Annotated in this window: 13 protein-coding genes; 3 read left to right on the top strand and 10 right to left on the bottom strand. The window is 69.4% G+C overall.

Annotated features, from left to right (window positions below; genetic code table 11):
• Window positions 1-47 precede the first annotated feature (47 nt).
• Window positions 48-584 carry a sigma-70 family RNA polymerase sigma factor gene (locus GGQ61_RS05320; RefSeq protein WP_183770346.1) on the bottom strand — a complete coding sequence of 179 codons (537 nt, stop codon included), beginning with the start codon at window positions 582-584 and terminating at the stop codon, window positions 48-50.
• A 212-nt stretch (window positions 585-796) separates the two neighbouring features.
• Between GGQ61_RS05320 and egtB the strand changes: the two genes are divergently transcribed.
• Window positions 797-3013: an ergothioneine biosynthesis protein EgtB gene (gene egtB, locus GGQ61_RS05315; RefSeq protein WP_183770342.1), complete on the top strand. Its 2217-nt coding sequence runs from the start codon at window positions 797-799 to the stop codon at window positions 3011-3013.
• Between the two features lie 32 nt (window positions 3014-3045).
• On the opposite strand, the gene GGQ61_RS05310 is transcribed toward egtB, so the two are convergent.
• The 5 genes from GGQ61_RS05310 to GGQ61_RS05290 form a co-directional block, all read right to left on the bottom strand.
• Window positions 3046-3264, bottom strand: a complete 219-nt coding sequence (locus GGQ61_RS05310; RefSeq protein WP_056018305.1) for a con-10 family general stress protein — start codon at window positions 3262-3264, stop codon at window positions 3046-3048.
• A gap of 227 nt (window positions 3265-3491) precedes the next feature.
• Complete coding sequence (locus GGQ61_RS05305; RefSeq protein ID WP_183770339.1) at window positions 3492-4841, bottom strand: ATP-binding protein; 1350 nt, start codon at window positions 4839-4841, stop codon at window positions 3492-3494.
• The gene (locus GGQ61_RS05300; RefSeq protein WP_183770336.1) at window positions 4838-5587 is read right to left on the bottom strand and encodes a response regulator; all 750 of its coding nucleotides are present in this window, start codon (window positions 5585-5587) and stop codon (window positions 4838-4840) included. Before GGQ61_RS05300 ends, GGQ61_RS05305 begins: the two co-directional genes overlap by 4 nt.
• Before the next feature lie 43 nt (window positions 5588-5630).
• Window positions 5631-6299, bottom strand: coding sequence for an MBL fold metallo-hydrolase (locus tag GGQ61_RS05295; protein ID WP_183770334.1), 669 nt, complete (start codon window positions 6297-6299; stop codon window positions 5631-5633).
• 64 nt (window positions 6300-6363) lie between these two features.
• Entirely contained in the window at window positions 6364-7911 is a 1548-nt protein-coding gene (locus GGQ61_RS05290; protein ID WP_183770331.1) for an amino acid permease, read from the bottom strand.
• Window positions 7912-8086: 175 nt separating this feature from the next.
• On the opposite strand from GGQ61_RS05290, the gene hrpB reads away from it, so the two are divergent.
• Window positions 8087-10522: an ATP-dependent helicase HrpB gene (gene hrpB / locus GGQ61_RS05285; protein ID WP_183770328.1), complete on the top strand. Its 2436-nt coding sequence runs from the start codon at window positions 8087-8089 to the stop codon at window positions 10520-10522.
• 11 nt (window positions 10523-10533) lie between these two features.
• Here the strand turns inward: hrpB and GGQ61_RS05280 are convergent, their stop codons facing one another.
• The 4 genes from GGQ61_RS05280 to GGQ61_RS05265 all read right to left on the bottom strand — a co-directional run bounded on the left by GGQ61_RS05280 (window position 10534) and on the right by GGQ61_RS05265 (window position 13536).
• Window positions 10534-11484: a bifunctional helix-turn-helix transcriptional regulator/GNAT family N-acetyltransferase gene (locus GGQ61_RS05280; RefSeq protein WP_183770325.1), complete on the bottom strand. Its 951-nt coding sequence runs from the start codon at window positions 11482-11484 to the stop codon at window positions 10534-10536.
• A gap of 96 nt (window positions 11485-11580) precedes the next feature.
• A complete protein-coding gene (locus GGQ61_RS05275) occupies window positions 11581-12366 on the bottom strand; it encodes a TrmH family RNA methyltransferase (protein ID WP_183770322.1) in 786 nt (261 codons plus the stop codon).
• Complete coding sequence (locus tag GGQ61_RS05270) at window positions 12363-13265, bottom strand: class I SAM-dependent methyltransferase (protein WP_183770320.1); 903 nt, start codon at window positions 13263-13265, stop codon at window positions 12363-12365. The genes GGQ61_RS05275 and GGQ61_RS05270 overlap by 4 nt, the downstream gene beginning before the upstream one ends.
• 49 nt (window positions 13266-13314) lie before the next feature.
• Complete coding sequence (locus GGQ61_RS05265) at window positions 13315-13536, bottom strand: RING finger protein (RefSeq protein WP_156378297.1); 222 nt, start codon at window positions 13534-13536, stop codon at window positions 13315-13317.
• 197 nt (window positions 13537-13733) lie between these two features.
• Here GGQ61_RS05265 and GGQ61_RS05260 point away from each other — a divergent pair, with 197 nt between their 5' ends.
• Entirely contained in the window at window positions 13734-14369 is a 636-nt protein-coding gene (locus GGQ61_RS05260; RefSeq protein ID WP_343056037.1) for a TetR/AcrR family transcriptional regulator, read from the top strand.
• The last annotated feature ends 7 nt before the right edge of the window (window positions 14370-14376 follow it).

The following is a 14376-nucleotide window of genomic DNA, read 5'->3' as shown; positions in this document are numbered from 1 at the left end:
CAGGCGGAACGAGTCGCCCGGCATAGTAGCGGCGGCTTGCCTTGCGGCTAGGCCCGGCTGGCCTCGACGTGGTCGAGGGCCATGACGTCGGCGGCCTCCTGGGCGTCCATGATCTTGAGCAGGCGGGCGCGGGCACGGTTGACGCGGCTCTTGATGGTGCCGAGCGCGCAGCCGCAGATCTCGGCGGCTTCCTCGTAGGAAAGGCCGGCGGCCCCCACCAGGATCAGCGCCTCGCGGTGCTCGTCGGGCAACTGAGCCAGGCCGGCCTGGAGCGCGCGCATCGCGATGCTCCAGTCCTGGGTCGGCGGGGTGCGCATGTTGTTGGCGTACTCGCCGGTCTCGTCGCGGACCTCGCGCCGGCGACGGATGACCTGGGTGTAGTAGGTGTTGCGCAGGATCGTGAACAGCCAGGCTCGCAGGTTGGTGCCGGGCTCGAACTTGTCGCGATTTGACCATGCCTTGATCAGGGTGTCCTGCACCAGGTCGTCGGCGTCGGACCCGTTGTGGCTGAGCGACCAAGCGAAAGCGCGCAGAGCGGGGATCATCGCCACCACCTCGTTGCGCCACTCGGTGTCACCGCCCATGCTGTCCTCGGAACGCCCGGCGCCCCTCCTTGGGCATCGCACTTTCGTGGCAACTCAACGCCTCCTTCTGGCAACCGTTCCGGGTTGCGGGATCGCCCGGAGGCCCCAAATGCAAGGAACTGCGTTGCAGGTCCGACGTTTGGCGAGGCGAGCACGGCTTCGCCGGGCCTCAGCGATTTCCGGCACAATCTAAGGCAGGGTGGAGCGGGACGATGGCGTCATTCGACAAGGCTAGACTCGCCCCCGCGCCAGCCCGGGCCGCGCGGGCGAAGGGCGCCCCCGACCCCTATCGCAAGGTGCGCGACGCCAGTCTGGCGCTCACCGCGCACCTGTCGGCCGAGGACCAGGTCGCCCAGTCGATGCCCGATGCGAGCCCGGTGAAATGGCACTTGGCGCATACGACGTGGTTCTTCGAGACGTTCCTGTTGATCCCGCATCTGCCGGGCTACCGGGCATTCGATCCGGCCTTCGGCTACCTGTTCAACTCGTACTATGAGGCGTTGGGCCCGCGGCAGCCGCGCCCGCAGCGTGGGCTGCTGACCCGTCCCTCGCTGGCCCAAGTGCTGGCCTACCGGGCCCACGTGGACGAGGCGATGGGCCGGCTGCTGGCCGCGCCGTTCGAGGGCATGGCCGAACTGGTGGAACTGGGCCTGGCGCATGAGGAGCAACATCAGGAGCTGATCCTGATGGATGTGCTGCACCTGTTCGCCCAATCGCCGCTGAAGCCGGCCTATGTGCCGGCGCCGGCCCTGCCGGTCGGACGCGATCCCGGGCCGGCGGGCGAGATCGGCTTCGACGGCGGAGTGGTCGAGATCGGTCACAACGGCGAGGGGTTCGCCTTCGACAACGAAGGCCCGCGGCACAAGGTCTACCTGCAGCCCTACCGGCTGGCCGACCGGCTGGTGACCAATGGCGAGTGGCTGGCCTTCATGGCCGACGGCGGCTATCGGCGCCCGGAGCTGTGGCTGTCGGAAGGCTGGGCGCAGGTCCAGGCCGAAGGCTGGGAGGCGCCGCTCTACTGGGAGCAGGGCGACCGCGGCTGGCTCGCCATGACCCTGCAGGGGCTGCGGGCGATCGCGCCGCACGCGCCGGTCACGCATGTCAGCTTCTACGAAGCCGACGCCTATGCGACCTGGGCCGGAGCGAGGCTGCCGACCGAAGCGGAGTGGGAGCACGCCGCGCAGGGGCTGGCGGCGAACGGCAACATGCGCGAGCAACTGCAGTTTGGGCCGGCGGCGGCGAAGTCCGCGCCGGGCCTGCGCCAGATGTTCGGCGACGTCTGGGAATGGACCCGCAGCGCGTATTCGCCCTATCCGGGTTTCCATCCCGCGGGCGGGGCGGTCGGCGAGTACAACGGCAAGTTCATGATCGGCCAGATGGTGCTGCGCGGCGGCTGCTGCGCGACGCCGACCGGGCATGTGCGGGCGAGCTACCGCAACTTCTTCTATCCGCATCAGCGGTGGATGTTCTCCGGCGTGCGGCTCGCGTGGGACGGCCCGGCCCAGCCTGCGCAGGACGGCGAGTTCGCGCGCGACGTGGTCGCGGGGCTGTCCAAGCCGCAGAAGGCGCTGCCGGCCAAGTACTTCTATGATGCGACCGGATCGGACCTGTTCGAGGCGATCACCGAACTGCCCGAGTACTATCCGACCCGCACCGAACTGGCGCTGATGCGCGCGAAGGCGGGCGAGATGGCGACGGCGATACCGGCAGGCGCCACCCTGGTCGAGTTCGGCAGCGGGGCGAGCACCAAGACCCGGCTGCTGCTGGACGCGGCCCCGCAACTGGCGGTCTACGCCCCCATCGACATCAGCGCCTCGGCGCTGGACGCCGCGGCCGCGGCGATCAGCCAGGACTATCCGAAGTTGAAGGTCGCGCCGCTGGTCGAGGACTTCACCAAGGCGCTGGATCTGCCAGCTGCGGCGACGCACCCGCGGGTGGGGTACTTCCCGGGCTCGACGATCGGCAACTTCACGCCGGACGAGGTGGTCGCCTTCCTGTCAGGGGCGCGGCGGCTGCTGGGGGACGACGCCCGTTTCCTGGTCGGCATCGACCTGGCCAAGGATGAGGCCACGCTGACGGCGGCCTATGACGACGCGCAGGGCGTGACGGCGGCGTTCAACCTGAACCTGCTGACGCGGATCAACCGCGAGCTTGGAGGCGATTTCGACCTGGCCGCTTTCCGCCATCAGGCGGTGTGGAATGCCGAGCAAGGCCGGATGGAGATGCATCTGGTGAGCCAGCGCGACCAGTTCGTCACGGCCGCGGGGCGTTCATTCCGCTTTGCGGCGGGAGAGAGCATCCACACCGAGAACTCTTACAAGTTCACCCTTGAGGGATTTGCGCGCCTGGCTGCGGAAGCCGGCTGGAAGCTGGAGCGGACCTGGGTCAGCTCCGCTCCGAGCTTCGCAGTGGTGCTGCTGAGGGCCTGACCGAGCTTGGACCCGGCAGGCGCCTCAGGCTTTCAGCTTTCGAGTCGGTCGCCGCGGCTGCGGCCGCCGCCGCGCGAGGACTCACCACCCTTGCGCCCCGCGGAGGCGGCCAGGTCGCGGTCCTTGGCGAAACTGCGTTTCTCGCCCGGCACGCTCGCGCCGCCCTTGCGCGCGATCTCGCGGCGGCGTTCGGGATTCATTGCTGCAAATCCGCGGCGGGATTTCGGCTTGGCGGTGGGTTCAAGATCCATGAGCGGCTCCTCTGCGCGGCGACCGTCGGGGGGAGGGCGGTCGACGCCTCGCTGTCCTTACGGTCAAGCAAACTCGCCAAGGGCGAAGGAGGTTGCGCGCAAAATGCGTTTGGCGCCTGCGACGTTTCGTACCGCAAAGCTTTGCCCGCACACGGGGTCCGTGCACTGGCAGGGGATAGCGGGACGGCTGCGCGCCGCGCCGCCGGCGTTAAATTTTTACGGAGCGGTCAGATCGGCAACTGGACGCGGGCGGTGAGGCCGCCGGCGGGGCGATTGACCAGCACCACGTCGCCGCCGTGGCCGCGCGCGACCGAGCGGACCACCGCCAGCCCCAGGCCGATGCCGCCGGTCTGGCGGCTGCGCGACGGCTCACGCCGGTAGAAGGGCTCGAACACCCGCTCGAACTCCTCGGGCGGGATGCCAGGGCCGTCGTCCTCGATCTCGACGATGGCGCTGGCGCCGTCGCGATAGACGCGGGCCCGTGCGCGGTCGCCGAACTTCATCGCATTTTCGAGCAGGTTGGCGAACAGCCGGCGCAAGGCCAGGGGATCGCCCTCCAGGACCACCTTCTCCCCCCGTTCGACCTGAGTGTCGGCGCCGGTGTCGGCCATCTCGTCGCAGACGCTTTCCAGGAGCGAGGAGAGCTCAAGCAGGGTCCGCTCGCCGGGGCGGCTGGTGTCGCGCACGAAGGTTAGGGCGGCCGAGATCATCTCCTCCATCTGGTCGATGTCGGCGGCCATCTTCACGCGCACGTCCTCAGGCACGTTCTCGATGCGGAACCGAAGGCGGGTCAGGGGCGTGCGCAGGTCGTGCGCGATGGCGCCGACCATTGCGGTGCGGTCTTCCACATAGCGCCGCAAGCGCTCCTGCATGTCGTTGAAGGCCTTCACTGCGACGCTGATCTCGGCCGAGCCCTTGAGCGAGAGCGGCGGAGCGCGCGGGTCGCGGCCGAGCCGTTCGGCGGCGTCGGTGAAAAGCCTGATGGGCGCGGAGAGCCGCCGGGCGAAGACAAAGGCGACCGGGGTCATGGCCAGGGCCGAGAGCAGGAACAGCAGGACGATCCGCTGCTGCCATGCGTCCAGGCCGATGCCGCGCTCGGGCTCCAGCACCTTCCAGCGCCCGTCGGCCTGCTGCACGGCGACCTGGAAGGGGGCGATCATGAAGTGGTCTTCGACCTCGCCGCCCTCGCGCGCCATCCGATCACGGATGACCCGGAAGACGCGACGGTCGGAGAACGGGAAGCGCGAGGTCGAGGCCACCAGCACCCGCTCGACCGGCACGCCAAGCCCCTGGGCGATCTGGGCGCGGATCTTCGGCGTCATCCGCCCTTCCATCACCAGGTGCGGCGGGGCCTTGGCGATGGTGACCGACAGGGGGTGGCGTTCGGTGAAGGTCGGCGGAGACCCGCGCAGGGTCTGGACGATTTCGCCGATCCGGTAGAAGTCCGGGGCCGGCGGCGGCAGGTTGAACAGCAGAAACAGGCTGATCGCCTGGGCGGCGACCAGGCTGAGCCCGATGAGGGCCAGCAGTTGACCGAACAGAGATGCGGTCGGCCGCCCGGCCCAGGGGGCGGTCACAGACGCTTCACCTTGGCGGTGAACATATAGCCCTCGTTACGGATCGTGCGGATCAGGTCCTGGCCGCCCCCGCCGTCGTCGAGCTTGCGGCGCAGGCGACTGATCTGGACGTCGATCGCACGGTCGAAGGCGTCGGAATCCGGGCCGCGGGCGAATTCCAGCAACTGGTCGCGGGTCAGCACGCGTTGGGGGCGCTCGACGAAGGTGCGCAGCAGCGAGAACTCGCCCGAGGAGAGGTTGACCACCACGCCCTGCGGCGAGCGCAGCTCGCGGCGGACCAGATCGAAGCGCCAGCCGGCGAACTCGCAGCCGGCGCTGGCGGTCGAGGCCTGGCCGCGCAGCTCGGCGCGGCGCAGCACCGCGCGGACGCGGGCCAGCAGTTCGCGCGGGTTGCACGGCTTGGAGAGGTAGTCGTCGGCGCCGAGCTCCAGGCCGACGATGCGGTCGGTGTCCTCGCCCATGGCCGAGAGCATGATGATCGGCGGGCCCTCGCCGACCGCCAGCCGGCGGCAGATGGCCAGGCCGTCTTCGCCCGGCAGCATGACGTCGAGCACGATCAGGTCGATGGGGCCGCGTTCCAGCGCCTGCTCCATCTCGCGGGAATCGCCAGCGGTTTCGACCTGATAGCCGTGCCTGCCCAGGAAGTCGGACACGACGTCCCGGATGCCCGGATCGTCGTCGACCATCAGAATGCGGGCGCTGGAGCCCGCCCCGGACTGTTCGCTGCGTGTATCCATCCCCGGCATTTTCACGCGCCCGCGTAACGCGCAGATTTCATCACTGAAAGCATTAGGCGCCGGCCAGGACCTCGTCGGCGACGAACGGGTTGGTGCGCCGCTCCTGTCCGAAGGTCGACATCGGGCCGTGACCGGGCACGAAGGCGACGTCGTCGCCCAGCGGCCAGAGCTTGCCGGTGATCGAGTCGATCAACTGCTGATGGTCGCCGCGCGGGAAGTCGGTGCGGCCGATCGAGCCCTGGAACAGCACGTCGCCGACCTGGGCGAAGCGCGCCTGGCGATGGAAGAACACCACATGGCCGGGGGTGTGGCCGGGGCAGTGGTAGACCTCGAACTGCGTCTCGCCGAGCGTCACCGTGTCGCCGTCCGAAAGCCAGCGGTCAGGGGTGAAGGAGCGGGCGTCTGGCATGCCCCACTTGGCGCCCGAAGCAGTGATCTCGTCGATCCAGAACGAGTCGTCGGGGTGCGGGCCTTCGATCGGCGCGCCCGTCGCCTCCTGCAGGGCGGCGGTTCCGCCAGCGTGGTCGAGGTGGCCGTGGGTGATCCAGATCTTTTCCAGCGTCAGTCCATGCGCCTTCAGCGCTTCGAGCAGGCGCGGAACCTCGCCGCCCGGATCGATGATGGCGGCCTTCAGGGTCTTTGCGCACCAGACGATGGTGCAGTTCTGCTGCAGCGGGGTGACCGGGGCGATCAGGGCGCGGATGGCGGGCTCGGCGTTCATGGCCCTAACATCGGGCCTGTCGCGCCATAAGAAAAGGCCCGGGACGAACCCGGGCCTTTCCATCTTAGTGCTGGCGATCGCCCGGCGCCGGCGCGCCGGGCATCGGCGCGACGGGTCCGGGAGGCGCGTCGGGCGACAGTTCGGGGACATCGATGATGCCCCGGCCCACGTGGCTCTTGCGGTAGCCGTAGAGGTAGTAGACGACCAGGCCGACCAGCGCCCAGCCCAGGAACAGCAGCTTGGTCTCGGTCGACAGGCTGAAGAACAGATAGACGCAGCCGACCGCGGCCAGCGGCGCGACGATCATGATCGCCGGCGCGCGGAACGGGCGCTTGCGGTTCGGATCGGTCTTGCGCAGCACCAGCACGGCGATCGCCACCATCGCGAACGCGAACAGGGTGCCGGAGTTCGAGATGTCCGCCAGCACGCCGACCGGGAAGAAGGCGGCGAACAGCGACACGAACACGCCGGTGATCACGGTGATCACGTGCGGGGTGTGGTACTTCGGGTGGACCTTGGACAGCACCGCCGGAAGCAGGCCGTCGCGGCTCATCACGAAGAAGATGCGGGTCTGGCCGAACATCATCATCAGGATGACCGAGGGCAGGGCCAGGCCGGCCGCGAGGCCGATCAGGTTGCCGACCTGGGGCCAGCCGATCGAGCGCAGGGTCCAGGCGAGGGCTTCCTTCGAGCAGACCACGGCGGCGTCGCCAGCGGCCTTACAGGCAGCGGTGAGCTCGGGGCTGCCCGGGCGCAGGCCCGCGCCGCTGGCGTCGGTCATCGGCTGGGCGCCGACGGTGCCGATCACGCCCGAGGCGACCAGAATGTAGAAGATGGTGCAGATGCCGAGCGAGCCGATGAGGCCGATGGGCATGTTGCGCTGCGGGTTCTTGGTCTCTTCGGCGGCGGTGGAGACCGCATCGAAGCCGACATAGGCGAAGAAGATCGAAGCCGCCGCCGCCGAGATCCCGGCCATGCCGAGCGGGGCGAACGGGTGGAAGTTCTCCATGTTCATCACCGGCACGGCCAGGAAGATGAACAGGGTGAGCGCCGAGACCTTCACCGCCACCAGGATGGCGTTGACGGTGGCCGATTCCTTGGTGCCGATGACCAGCAGGCCGGTGACGGCGAGGGCGATCAGCGCCGCGGGCAGGTTCACGATCCCGCCGTCCATAGGCCCCAGCACAAGCGCGTTCGGTATGTCGATGTGGAAGGCGTGCTCGATCAGGCCGACCACGTAGCCGGACCAGCCGACCGACACCGCGCCCGCGGCGACGGCGTATTCCAGGATCAGCGCCCAGCCGACCATCCAGGCCAGCAGTTCGCCCATGACGGCGTAGCTATAGGTGTAAGCGGACCCGGAAACCGGGACCATGGAAGACATTTCGGCGTAACAGAGCGCGGCGACCGCGCAGACGAAGCCAGCGATGATAAAGCTGGCGATCATGCCGGGGCCAGCCTTCTGGGCCGCCTCGGCGGTCAGTACGAAAATCCCCGTGCCGATAATGGCCCCGATGCCAAGCATGGTAAGCTGAAACGCGCCCAGCGACCGGTGCAGAGACTTTTTCTCCGCGGTCGCGAGAATCGCGTCGAGCGATTTAACTCGCCACATATTTCCTCCAGGAAAACCCGTGCGGCCCCCGCCGCGCGGTCTGATTGGGCGTTACGTGGCCTCTTCGTAACCTTGCGGTCAAGCGCCAAGCCGTCGCCTGCCTTTGCGCCAAAGCGGGCACCCGCAGGATGAGCGTCCGTCTTGGCCCGGCGCGCAGGCGCGGCTAGAGCACAGCATGCTTCCGGTAGAGGAAATTTTGCCCGCCCTGCAGGCGGCGCTCGAGTCGCGGACCTCGGCGGTGCTGGTGGCGCCGCCTGGCGCGGGCAAGACGACGCTGGTCCCCCTGCGCCTGCTGGACGCCGCCTGGCTGGAGCGCCGTAAGATCGTGATGCTGGAGCCGCGGCGGCTGGCTGCCCGCGCAGCGGCCGAGCGCATGGCCAAGACCCTGGGTGAAAAGGTCGGAGAAACAGTCGGTTATCGCGTCCGGATGCAGTCGAAGGTGTCGGCCCGCACCCGCATCGAGGTGGTCACCGAGGGCGTCTTCAGCCGGATGATCCTGACCGATCCGAGCCTGGACGGCGTCGGCGCGGTGATCTTCGACGAATTTCACGAGCGCAGCCTGGACGCGGACCTGGGACTGGCCCTGGCGCGGGACGCGCAGGGAGTGCTGCGCGAGGACCTGCGCATCCTGGTGATGTCGGCCACCCTCGACGGGGCGGCGGTCGGGCGGCTGCTCGATCAAGCGCCGGTGATCGAGAGCCAGGGGCGCAGCTTTCCTGTGGATACTCGCTACCTCGGCCGCGACGAGCGCCTGCGTCTGGAGGACCGGGTGGTTCGCGCCGTGGAGCGGGCATTGGCCGAGGAGAGCGGCAGCATCCTGGTGTTCCTGCCGGGTCAGGGCGAAATCCGGCGGACGGCCGAGCTGCTGGCCGAACGCGTGCGTCGGCCCGACGTGCGGATTGCGCCGCTCTATGGGGCGCTGGATCCGGCTGAGCAGGACGCGGCGATCAGTCCGGCGCCGGCGGGCGTGCGCAAGGTGGTGCTGGCGACCTCGATCGCCGAGACCAGCCTGACCATCGAGGGCGTGCGGGTGGTGATCGACTGCGGGCTGGCGCGCGTGCCGCGGTTCGATCCGGCCAGCGGGCTGACCCGGCTGGCGACGGTGCGGGTCAGCCGCGCGGCCGCCGACCAGCGGCGTGGCCGGGCGGGGCGGACCGAACCTGGCGTCGGCTACCGGCTGTGGGACGAGGCCGAGACCCGGGCCCTGCCGGCCTTCGCCGATCCGGAGATCCTCGACGCTGAACTGTCGGGGCTGGCGCTGGACCTGGCGCGCTGGGGCGCGCGCGATCCCAGCGACCTGGCGTTCCTTGATCCGCCGCCGGCCGCCGCGTTCAACGAGGCCCGCACGCTGCTGCGGCGGCTGGAGGCCCTGAGCGACGACGGCGTGCTGACCGCGCATGGCGAGGCGCTGAGCGAGTTTCCGCTGGCTCCGCGGTTGGCGCACATGGTGCTGAAGGCCGGGGAGACCGGGCAGGCCGAGCGGGCCGCGCAGATCGCCGCCCTGGTGACCGAGCGCGGCCTGGGCGGCCGAGACGCCGACCTGCGCCACCGGCTCGAGGCGCTGGGACGGGACCGCTCGCCGCGAGCCCGCGACGCGCGTGCCCTGGCCGAGCGCTGGGCGCGGCTGGCCGGCAAGCCGGGGAAGGGCGAGCCGCTGGACGATGGCCTGCTGCTGGCCTTCGCCTATCCGGAGCGGATCGCCAAGGCGCGCGGCGGCAGCGGCGAGTTCCAGCTGGTCAGCGGCCGCGGCGCGTTCGTCGAGCCGACCGACGCCCTGGCGCGCGAGAAGTGGCTGGCGATCGCCGAGATGGGCGGCGGCGAGCGCCGCGACCGCATCCTGCTGGCCGCGCCGGTGGAGGAGGGCGAACTGGTCGCCGCCTTCAAAGATCAGATGGAGACCGAGTACCGGCTCGACGAGAGCGGCGGCGGGCGGCTGCGCGCCAAGCGGCTGATGCGGCTTGGCCGCGTGACGGTGCGCGAGGAGATCGACGAGAACCCCGACCCGGCGTTGATCGCCGCGGCGCTGGTGGGGCGGGTGCGGGCCGAAGGACTTTCGAAGCTGCCCTGGGGCGAGGCGGCGCGGTCATTCCGCGAGCGTGGTGCGTTCCTGCGCGCCCAGGGGCAGGACTGGCCCGACCTGAGCGACGCGGCCCTGATCGAGCAGATGGACGACTGGCTGACGCCGCTGCTGCTGGGGGTGCGTTCCTTGGCCGCCGTTCGCGCGGACGCGCTGGACGGGGCGGTGCGGGCGCTGGTGCCTTGGGAGCTGCAGCGCAAGCTGGAGGCCAGCGCGCCGGCGCGCTGGACGGCGCCGACCGGCAACAGCTTTTCCATCGACTACGCCGCCGAGGGCGGGCCGCGGGTCGACGTGCGCGTGCAGGAGGTGTTCGGGCTGAAGGAGCATCCGCGCGTCGCCGGCGTACCGCTGACCCTGTCGCTGCTGTCGCCGGGGCATGGGCCGATCCAGACCACCAAGGACCTGCCGGGGTTCTGGGGCGGGTCGTGGAAGGACGTCAGGTCGGACATGCGCGGACGTTATCCCAAGCACGTCTGGCCAGAGGACCCGGCCAACGCCGCGCCGACGGCCCGGGCCAAGCCGCGCGGGACCTAGCCGCGCGGGACCTAGCCGCGGAAGCGCATGGCGACGTCGCAGCGCTCATAGCGGGCGCCGAACAGGGCCATCACCTCGGCGTCGTGCTCGAAGCCGAGCTTTTCGTAGAGGTGGATGGCCGGGCCGCACTTGGTGTTGGTCAGCAGGTAGAGCTGATCGGCGGCGCCCATGGCGCGGGCGCGCTCGATCGCCTTGGCCAGCAGGAACTCGCCGACCTTGCGGCCGCGGGCGGACTTGGAGACGCCCATCTTGGTGAGTTCGTACCAGCCATCCTTGGCCTTCATGATCGCACAGGTTCCGACGATCCCCAGGCCCTCGGCCTCGGCGAACAGGATCGCGCCCCCCTGGTCGACGATGCGCGATCTGGGGTTGGACATCAGGTCGATATCGTTCGGCTCCAGCGAGAACATCTCTTCGATCCACTCGGCGTTGATCGCGTAGAAGGCGTCGGCCAACTCGTCGGTGAAGTCGCGAACAGCAATGTCGGGCGCCAGGGTCCGTTCTGTCAGCGACCGCCGGTCGAGGGCGGCCTCGACCAGGGAGATGGCGTCCATGAGCTCCTGATGGCGGCCGTCGCAGAGCGAGATCGCGGCGGCCTCGACCCGCGGCCAGAGGTCGGTTTCGAGCCGAACCATGAGCGCCTCGCCCGCGGGGGTGAGCGAGAGCAGCTTCTGACGCTGGTCGCGGCCGTCCTTGGCGACCTCGACCAGACCTTGCTCGATCAGCGCCTGGAGGGCGCGGGTGGTTGTAGGCTGGCTGAGCCGCAGGTGCTGGGCGACGGCGCCGACGGTGAGCGAGCCTTCGCGGCGGAGCACCGCCAGCAGCGGCTGCTGAGCCGGCTGCACCGGCAGGTCCATGGCCTGCAGGATGGCGGCGGCCTCGGTCAGCAGTCGGTCGCCGAGACGTTTCAGGCGGCTGCCCAGGAACATGACGCCGAGATCGGAGAGGGTGTCGGGGGTCATCTGCCGCTCCGCCAGAGATATCATAGCTAGATATATAGCGAGCTATGTAAATCGACGTCAAGGCCGTCGTGGCGGGGTTGGCGGGGACAGCGGGAACTAGGTTGCGGCGTAGATCATGATGCCGGTAGCGACCGAGAGGTTCAGGCTGTCGGCGCGGCCGCGCATCGGAATCTTGACGTTGACGTCGCACAGGGCGGCCATGTCGGGCGTCAGGCCCTGCTGTTCGTTGCCCATCAGGATCAGCGCCGGCTTGGCGTAGCTCGCCTGGCGATGATCGACGTCGGCGCTGAGCAGGGTGCCGACGACAGAGCCCGGCCAGGACGAGCGCCAGCCGGCGAACTCGGCCTCGGTCGCCTTGACGATCGGCACCGCGAAGATCGAACCCATGGTGGCGCGGACCGCCTCGACCGAGAACGGATCGCAGCAGTCGCCGACCAGGATCACCGCGCCGCAGCCGGCGGCGTCGGCGGTGCGAACGATGGTGCCGAGATTGCCGGGATCGCGCACGCGGTGCAGCGCGACGAAGCAGGGCGCGGCGGCCGGGTCGAGGTGGGTCAGCGGCGTGAACACCTGGGCGAACACAGCCACCACGGCCTGCGGGTTATCGCGGCGCGAAACCTTGGCGAGAATGTCCTGGGTGACCTCGATCACTTCTCCCCGGGCGGCGAGCGTCGCCTGGATGGCGCGCTTGAGCAGTGCGTGGCCCTCGGCGTCCTTGCCGTACATCAGGATGCGCGGGGCGTGGCCGAGTTCGACCGCCTCGGTGACGATCTTGAGGCCCTCGGCCACGAACAGGCCCGATTGCTCACGCTCCTTGCGCATGTGCAGGCCGCGGACGGACTTGACCGTCGGGTTGGTCAGGGAGGTGACGAGGCGGCTCATGCCGACCACCGGCCGTAGAAGGACATGCCGATCTGGCGGTCGGCGGCGTCCTCGACCAGGGTCAGTTCGCCCCAGTCGATGGTCCCGGCGCGGCCGGCCAGCTTGGCGGCGCAAAGCGACGACAGCGCCGCGCCGGAAATGCGCTCGGCATAGGCGTTGAGCAGCAGGAAGGAGGCGTTTTCCCCTAGAAGTTCAGCGCATAGAGCTGAAAGCTCTGGAAGGTTCTCGAACAGGCGCCAGACCTCGCCGTCCGGGCCGCGGCCGTACTTCGGCGGGTCTAGGATGATGCCGTCGTAGCGTGAGCCGCGGCGTACCTCGCGCTGGACGTAGCGGCGGGCGTCTTCGCAGATCCAGCGGATCGGGCGGTCTTCCAGGCCCGACAGCGCGGCGTTCTCGCGCGCCCAGGCGATGGCCTTCTTGGAGGCGTCGACATGGGTCACGTGGGCGCCGGCGGCGGCGCAGACCAGGCTGGCGACGCCGGTGTAGCCGAACAGGTTCAGGATGCGCGGCTGGCCGGGGAGGCCGCGCACGCGCTGGTCCAGCCAGGCCCAGTTGGCGGCCTGCTCAGGGAAGAAGGCTAGGTGGCGGAAGGCGGTGAAGCGGGCGTGAAAGCGCACGTCGCCCCAGGCCATGGGCCAGCTTTCCTTGGGCTTACCGCGGAAGCGCCACTTGCCGGCGTCTTCTTCGTCGGAGGGATCGAAGACGGCGTCGGCCTTGTCCCAGGTCGCAGCCGGCAGGCGCGGGTCCCACATCGCCTGGGGCTCGGGGCGAACGACGGTGTAGGGGCCGTAGCGCTCGAGCTTGCGGCCGCCGCCAGAATCCAGCAGGGCGTAATCGGCCCAGCCAGTGGTGCGCATGGCGCCGGGCAGGTCGGCGACGACGGGGGCGGTCCTGATCATGGCCGCCCACTAGCCGGTTCGCAGCCTCGTGGTCCAGTCCTGCGAGGGGTCAGCGACCTTGCAGGGCCGCCTCGGTGCCCTCGATCTCTTCCCGGATCCAGTCGTGGCCGTTGGCCGACAGCACGCCGTCGAGAGCGGCCATATGGACCGAGAGCCGCTCACGAATCTCCGGGTCGACGTCGGAACGGGTCGCCATCCACTTGGCGACGAGGTGGAGTCCGAAGGCGCTGTGCAGCGCCAGGCGTTGCAGTTGGTCGTCGGGCAGTCTCATGGCCGCTCCCTCATCCATTCGCTCGAAAGGAACGCCTGAAAGCTCGAAACGCTGCCATTTGGCGGTGAACACCTGCCGAATAGCTTCCGCAGGGGCGCCCTTAGTCTCGGATTCGGCTGGGCTTTTCTTTAGTCCAGGCTTGCAACCGCGGTGGTTTTGGTTTCCGTTCGTTACAGGACGGACTCGGAAGGATAGCTGTGACCATCGCAGTGACGACGCGGCGCTCAGCCCGGAAACCCAAGGGCGACGGCCACCTCCGCAGGCAGGAAATCCTGGAGGCCGCCGAGCGCATCTTCGTGGCCGAGGGCTACGAAGGCGCGACGATCCGGAAGATCGCCGACGAGGTCGGGGTGTCGTCGACCGCGCTCTACATGCACTTTCCGGACAAGAGCTGCATCCTGCTGGAGATCTGCCAGGGCACGATCCGCAACCTGCTGGAGCGCAACGCCGAGATCGCCGCCAAGCCGATGGACGCGGCCAACCGCGTCAAGCTGATGCTGGACGCCTACATGCGCTGGGGGCTGGAGCATCCGAACGCCTACGAGCTGGTGTTCTGCAACGTCGCGCGGCTGGCCGCGGTGATTGGCGAGGAAGAGACCACCGCCGACCTGGGCGACCAGTGCTATCAGGTGTTCTCCGGCGTGGTCCGAGAGATCGCGGCCGAAGGGCGGCTGCGCACGGGCACCGCGGACAGCGCCGCGCAGGCGTTGTGGACCGCCTGCCATGGCGTTGTCAGCATGATGATCGCCCGGCCGAATTTCGAGTGGGCGCCGACCGACGAGCTGATCCACGTGACGCTCGACGGGCTGATGCACGGCCTAGTCGCGGACTAGCGGCGGC

Source organism: Phenylobacterium haematophilum (genome assembly GCF_014196295.1).
GTDB classification, from domain to species: domain Bacteria; phylum Pseudomonadota; class Alphaproteobacteria; order Caulobacterales; family Caulobacteraceae; genus Phenylobacterium; species Phenylobacterium haematophilum.
The sequence above is the reverse complement of the archived record's forward strand: the minus strand, read 5'-3'. Positions and strand labels throughout refer to the sequence as shown.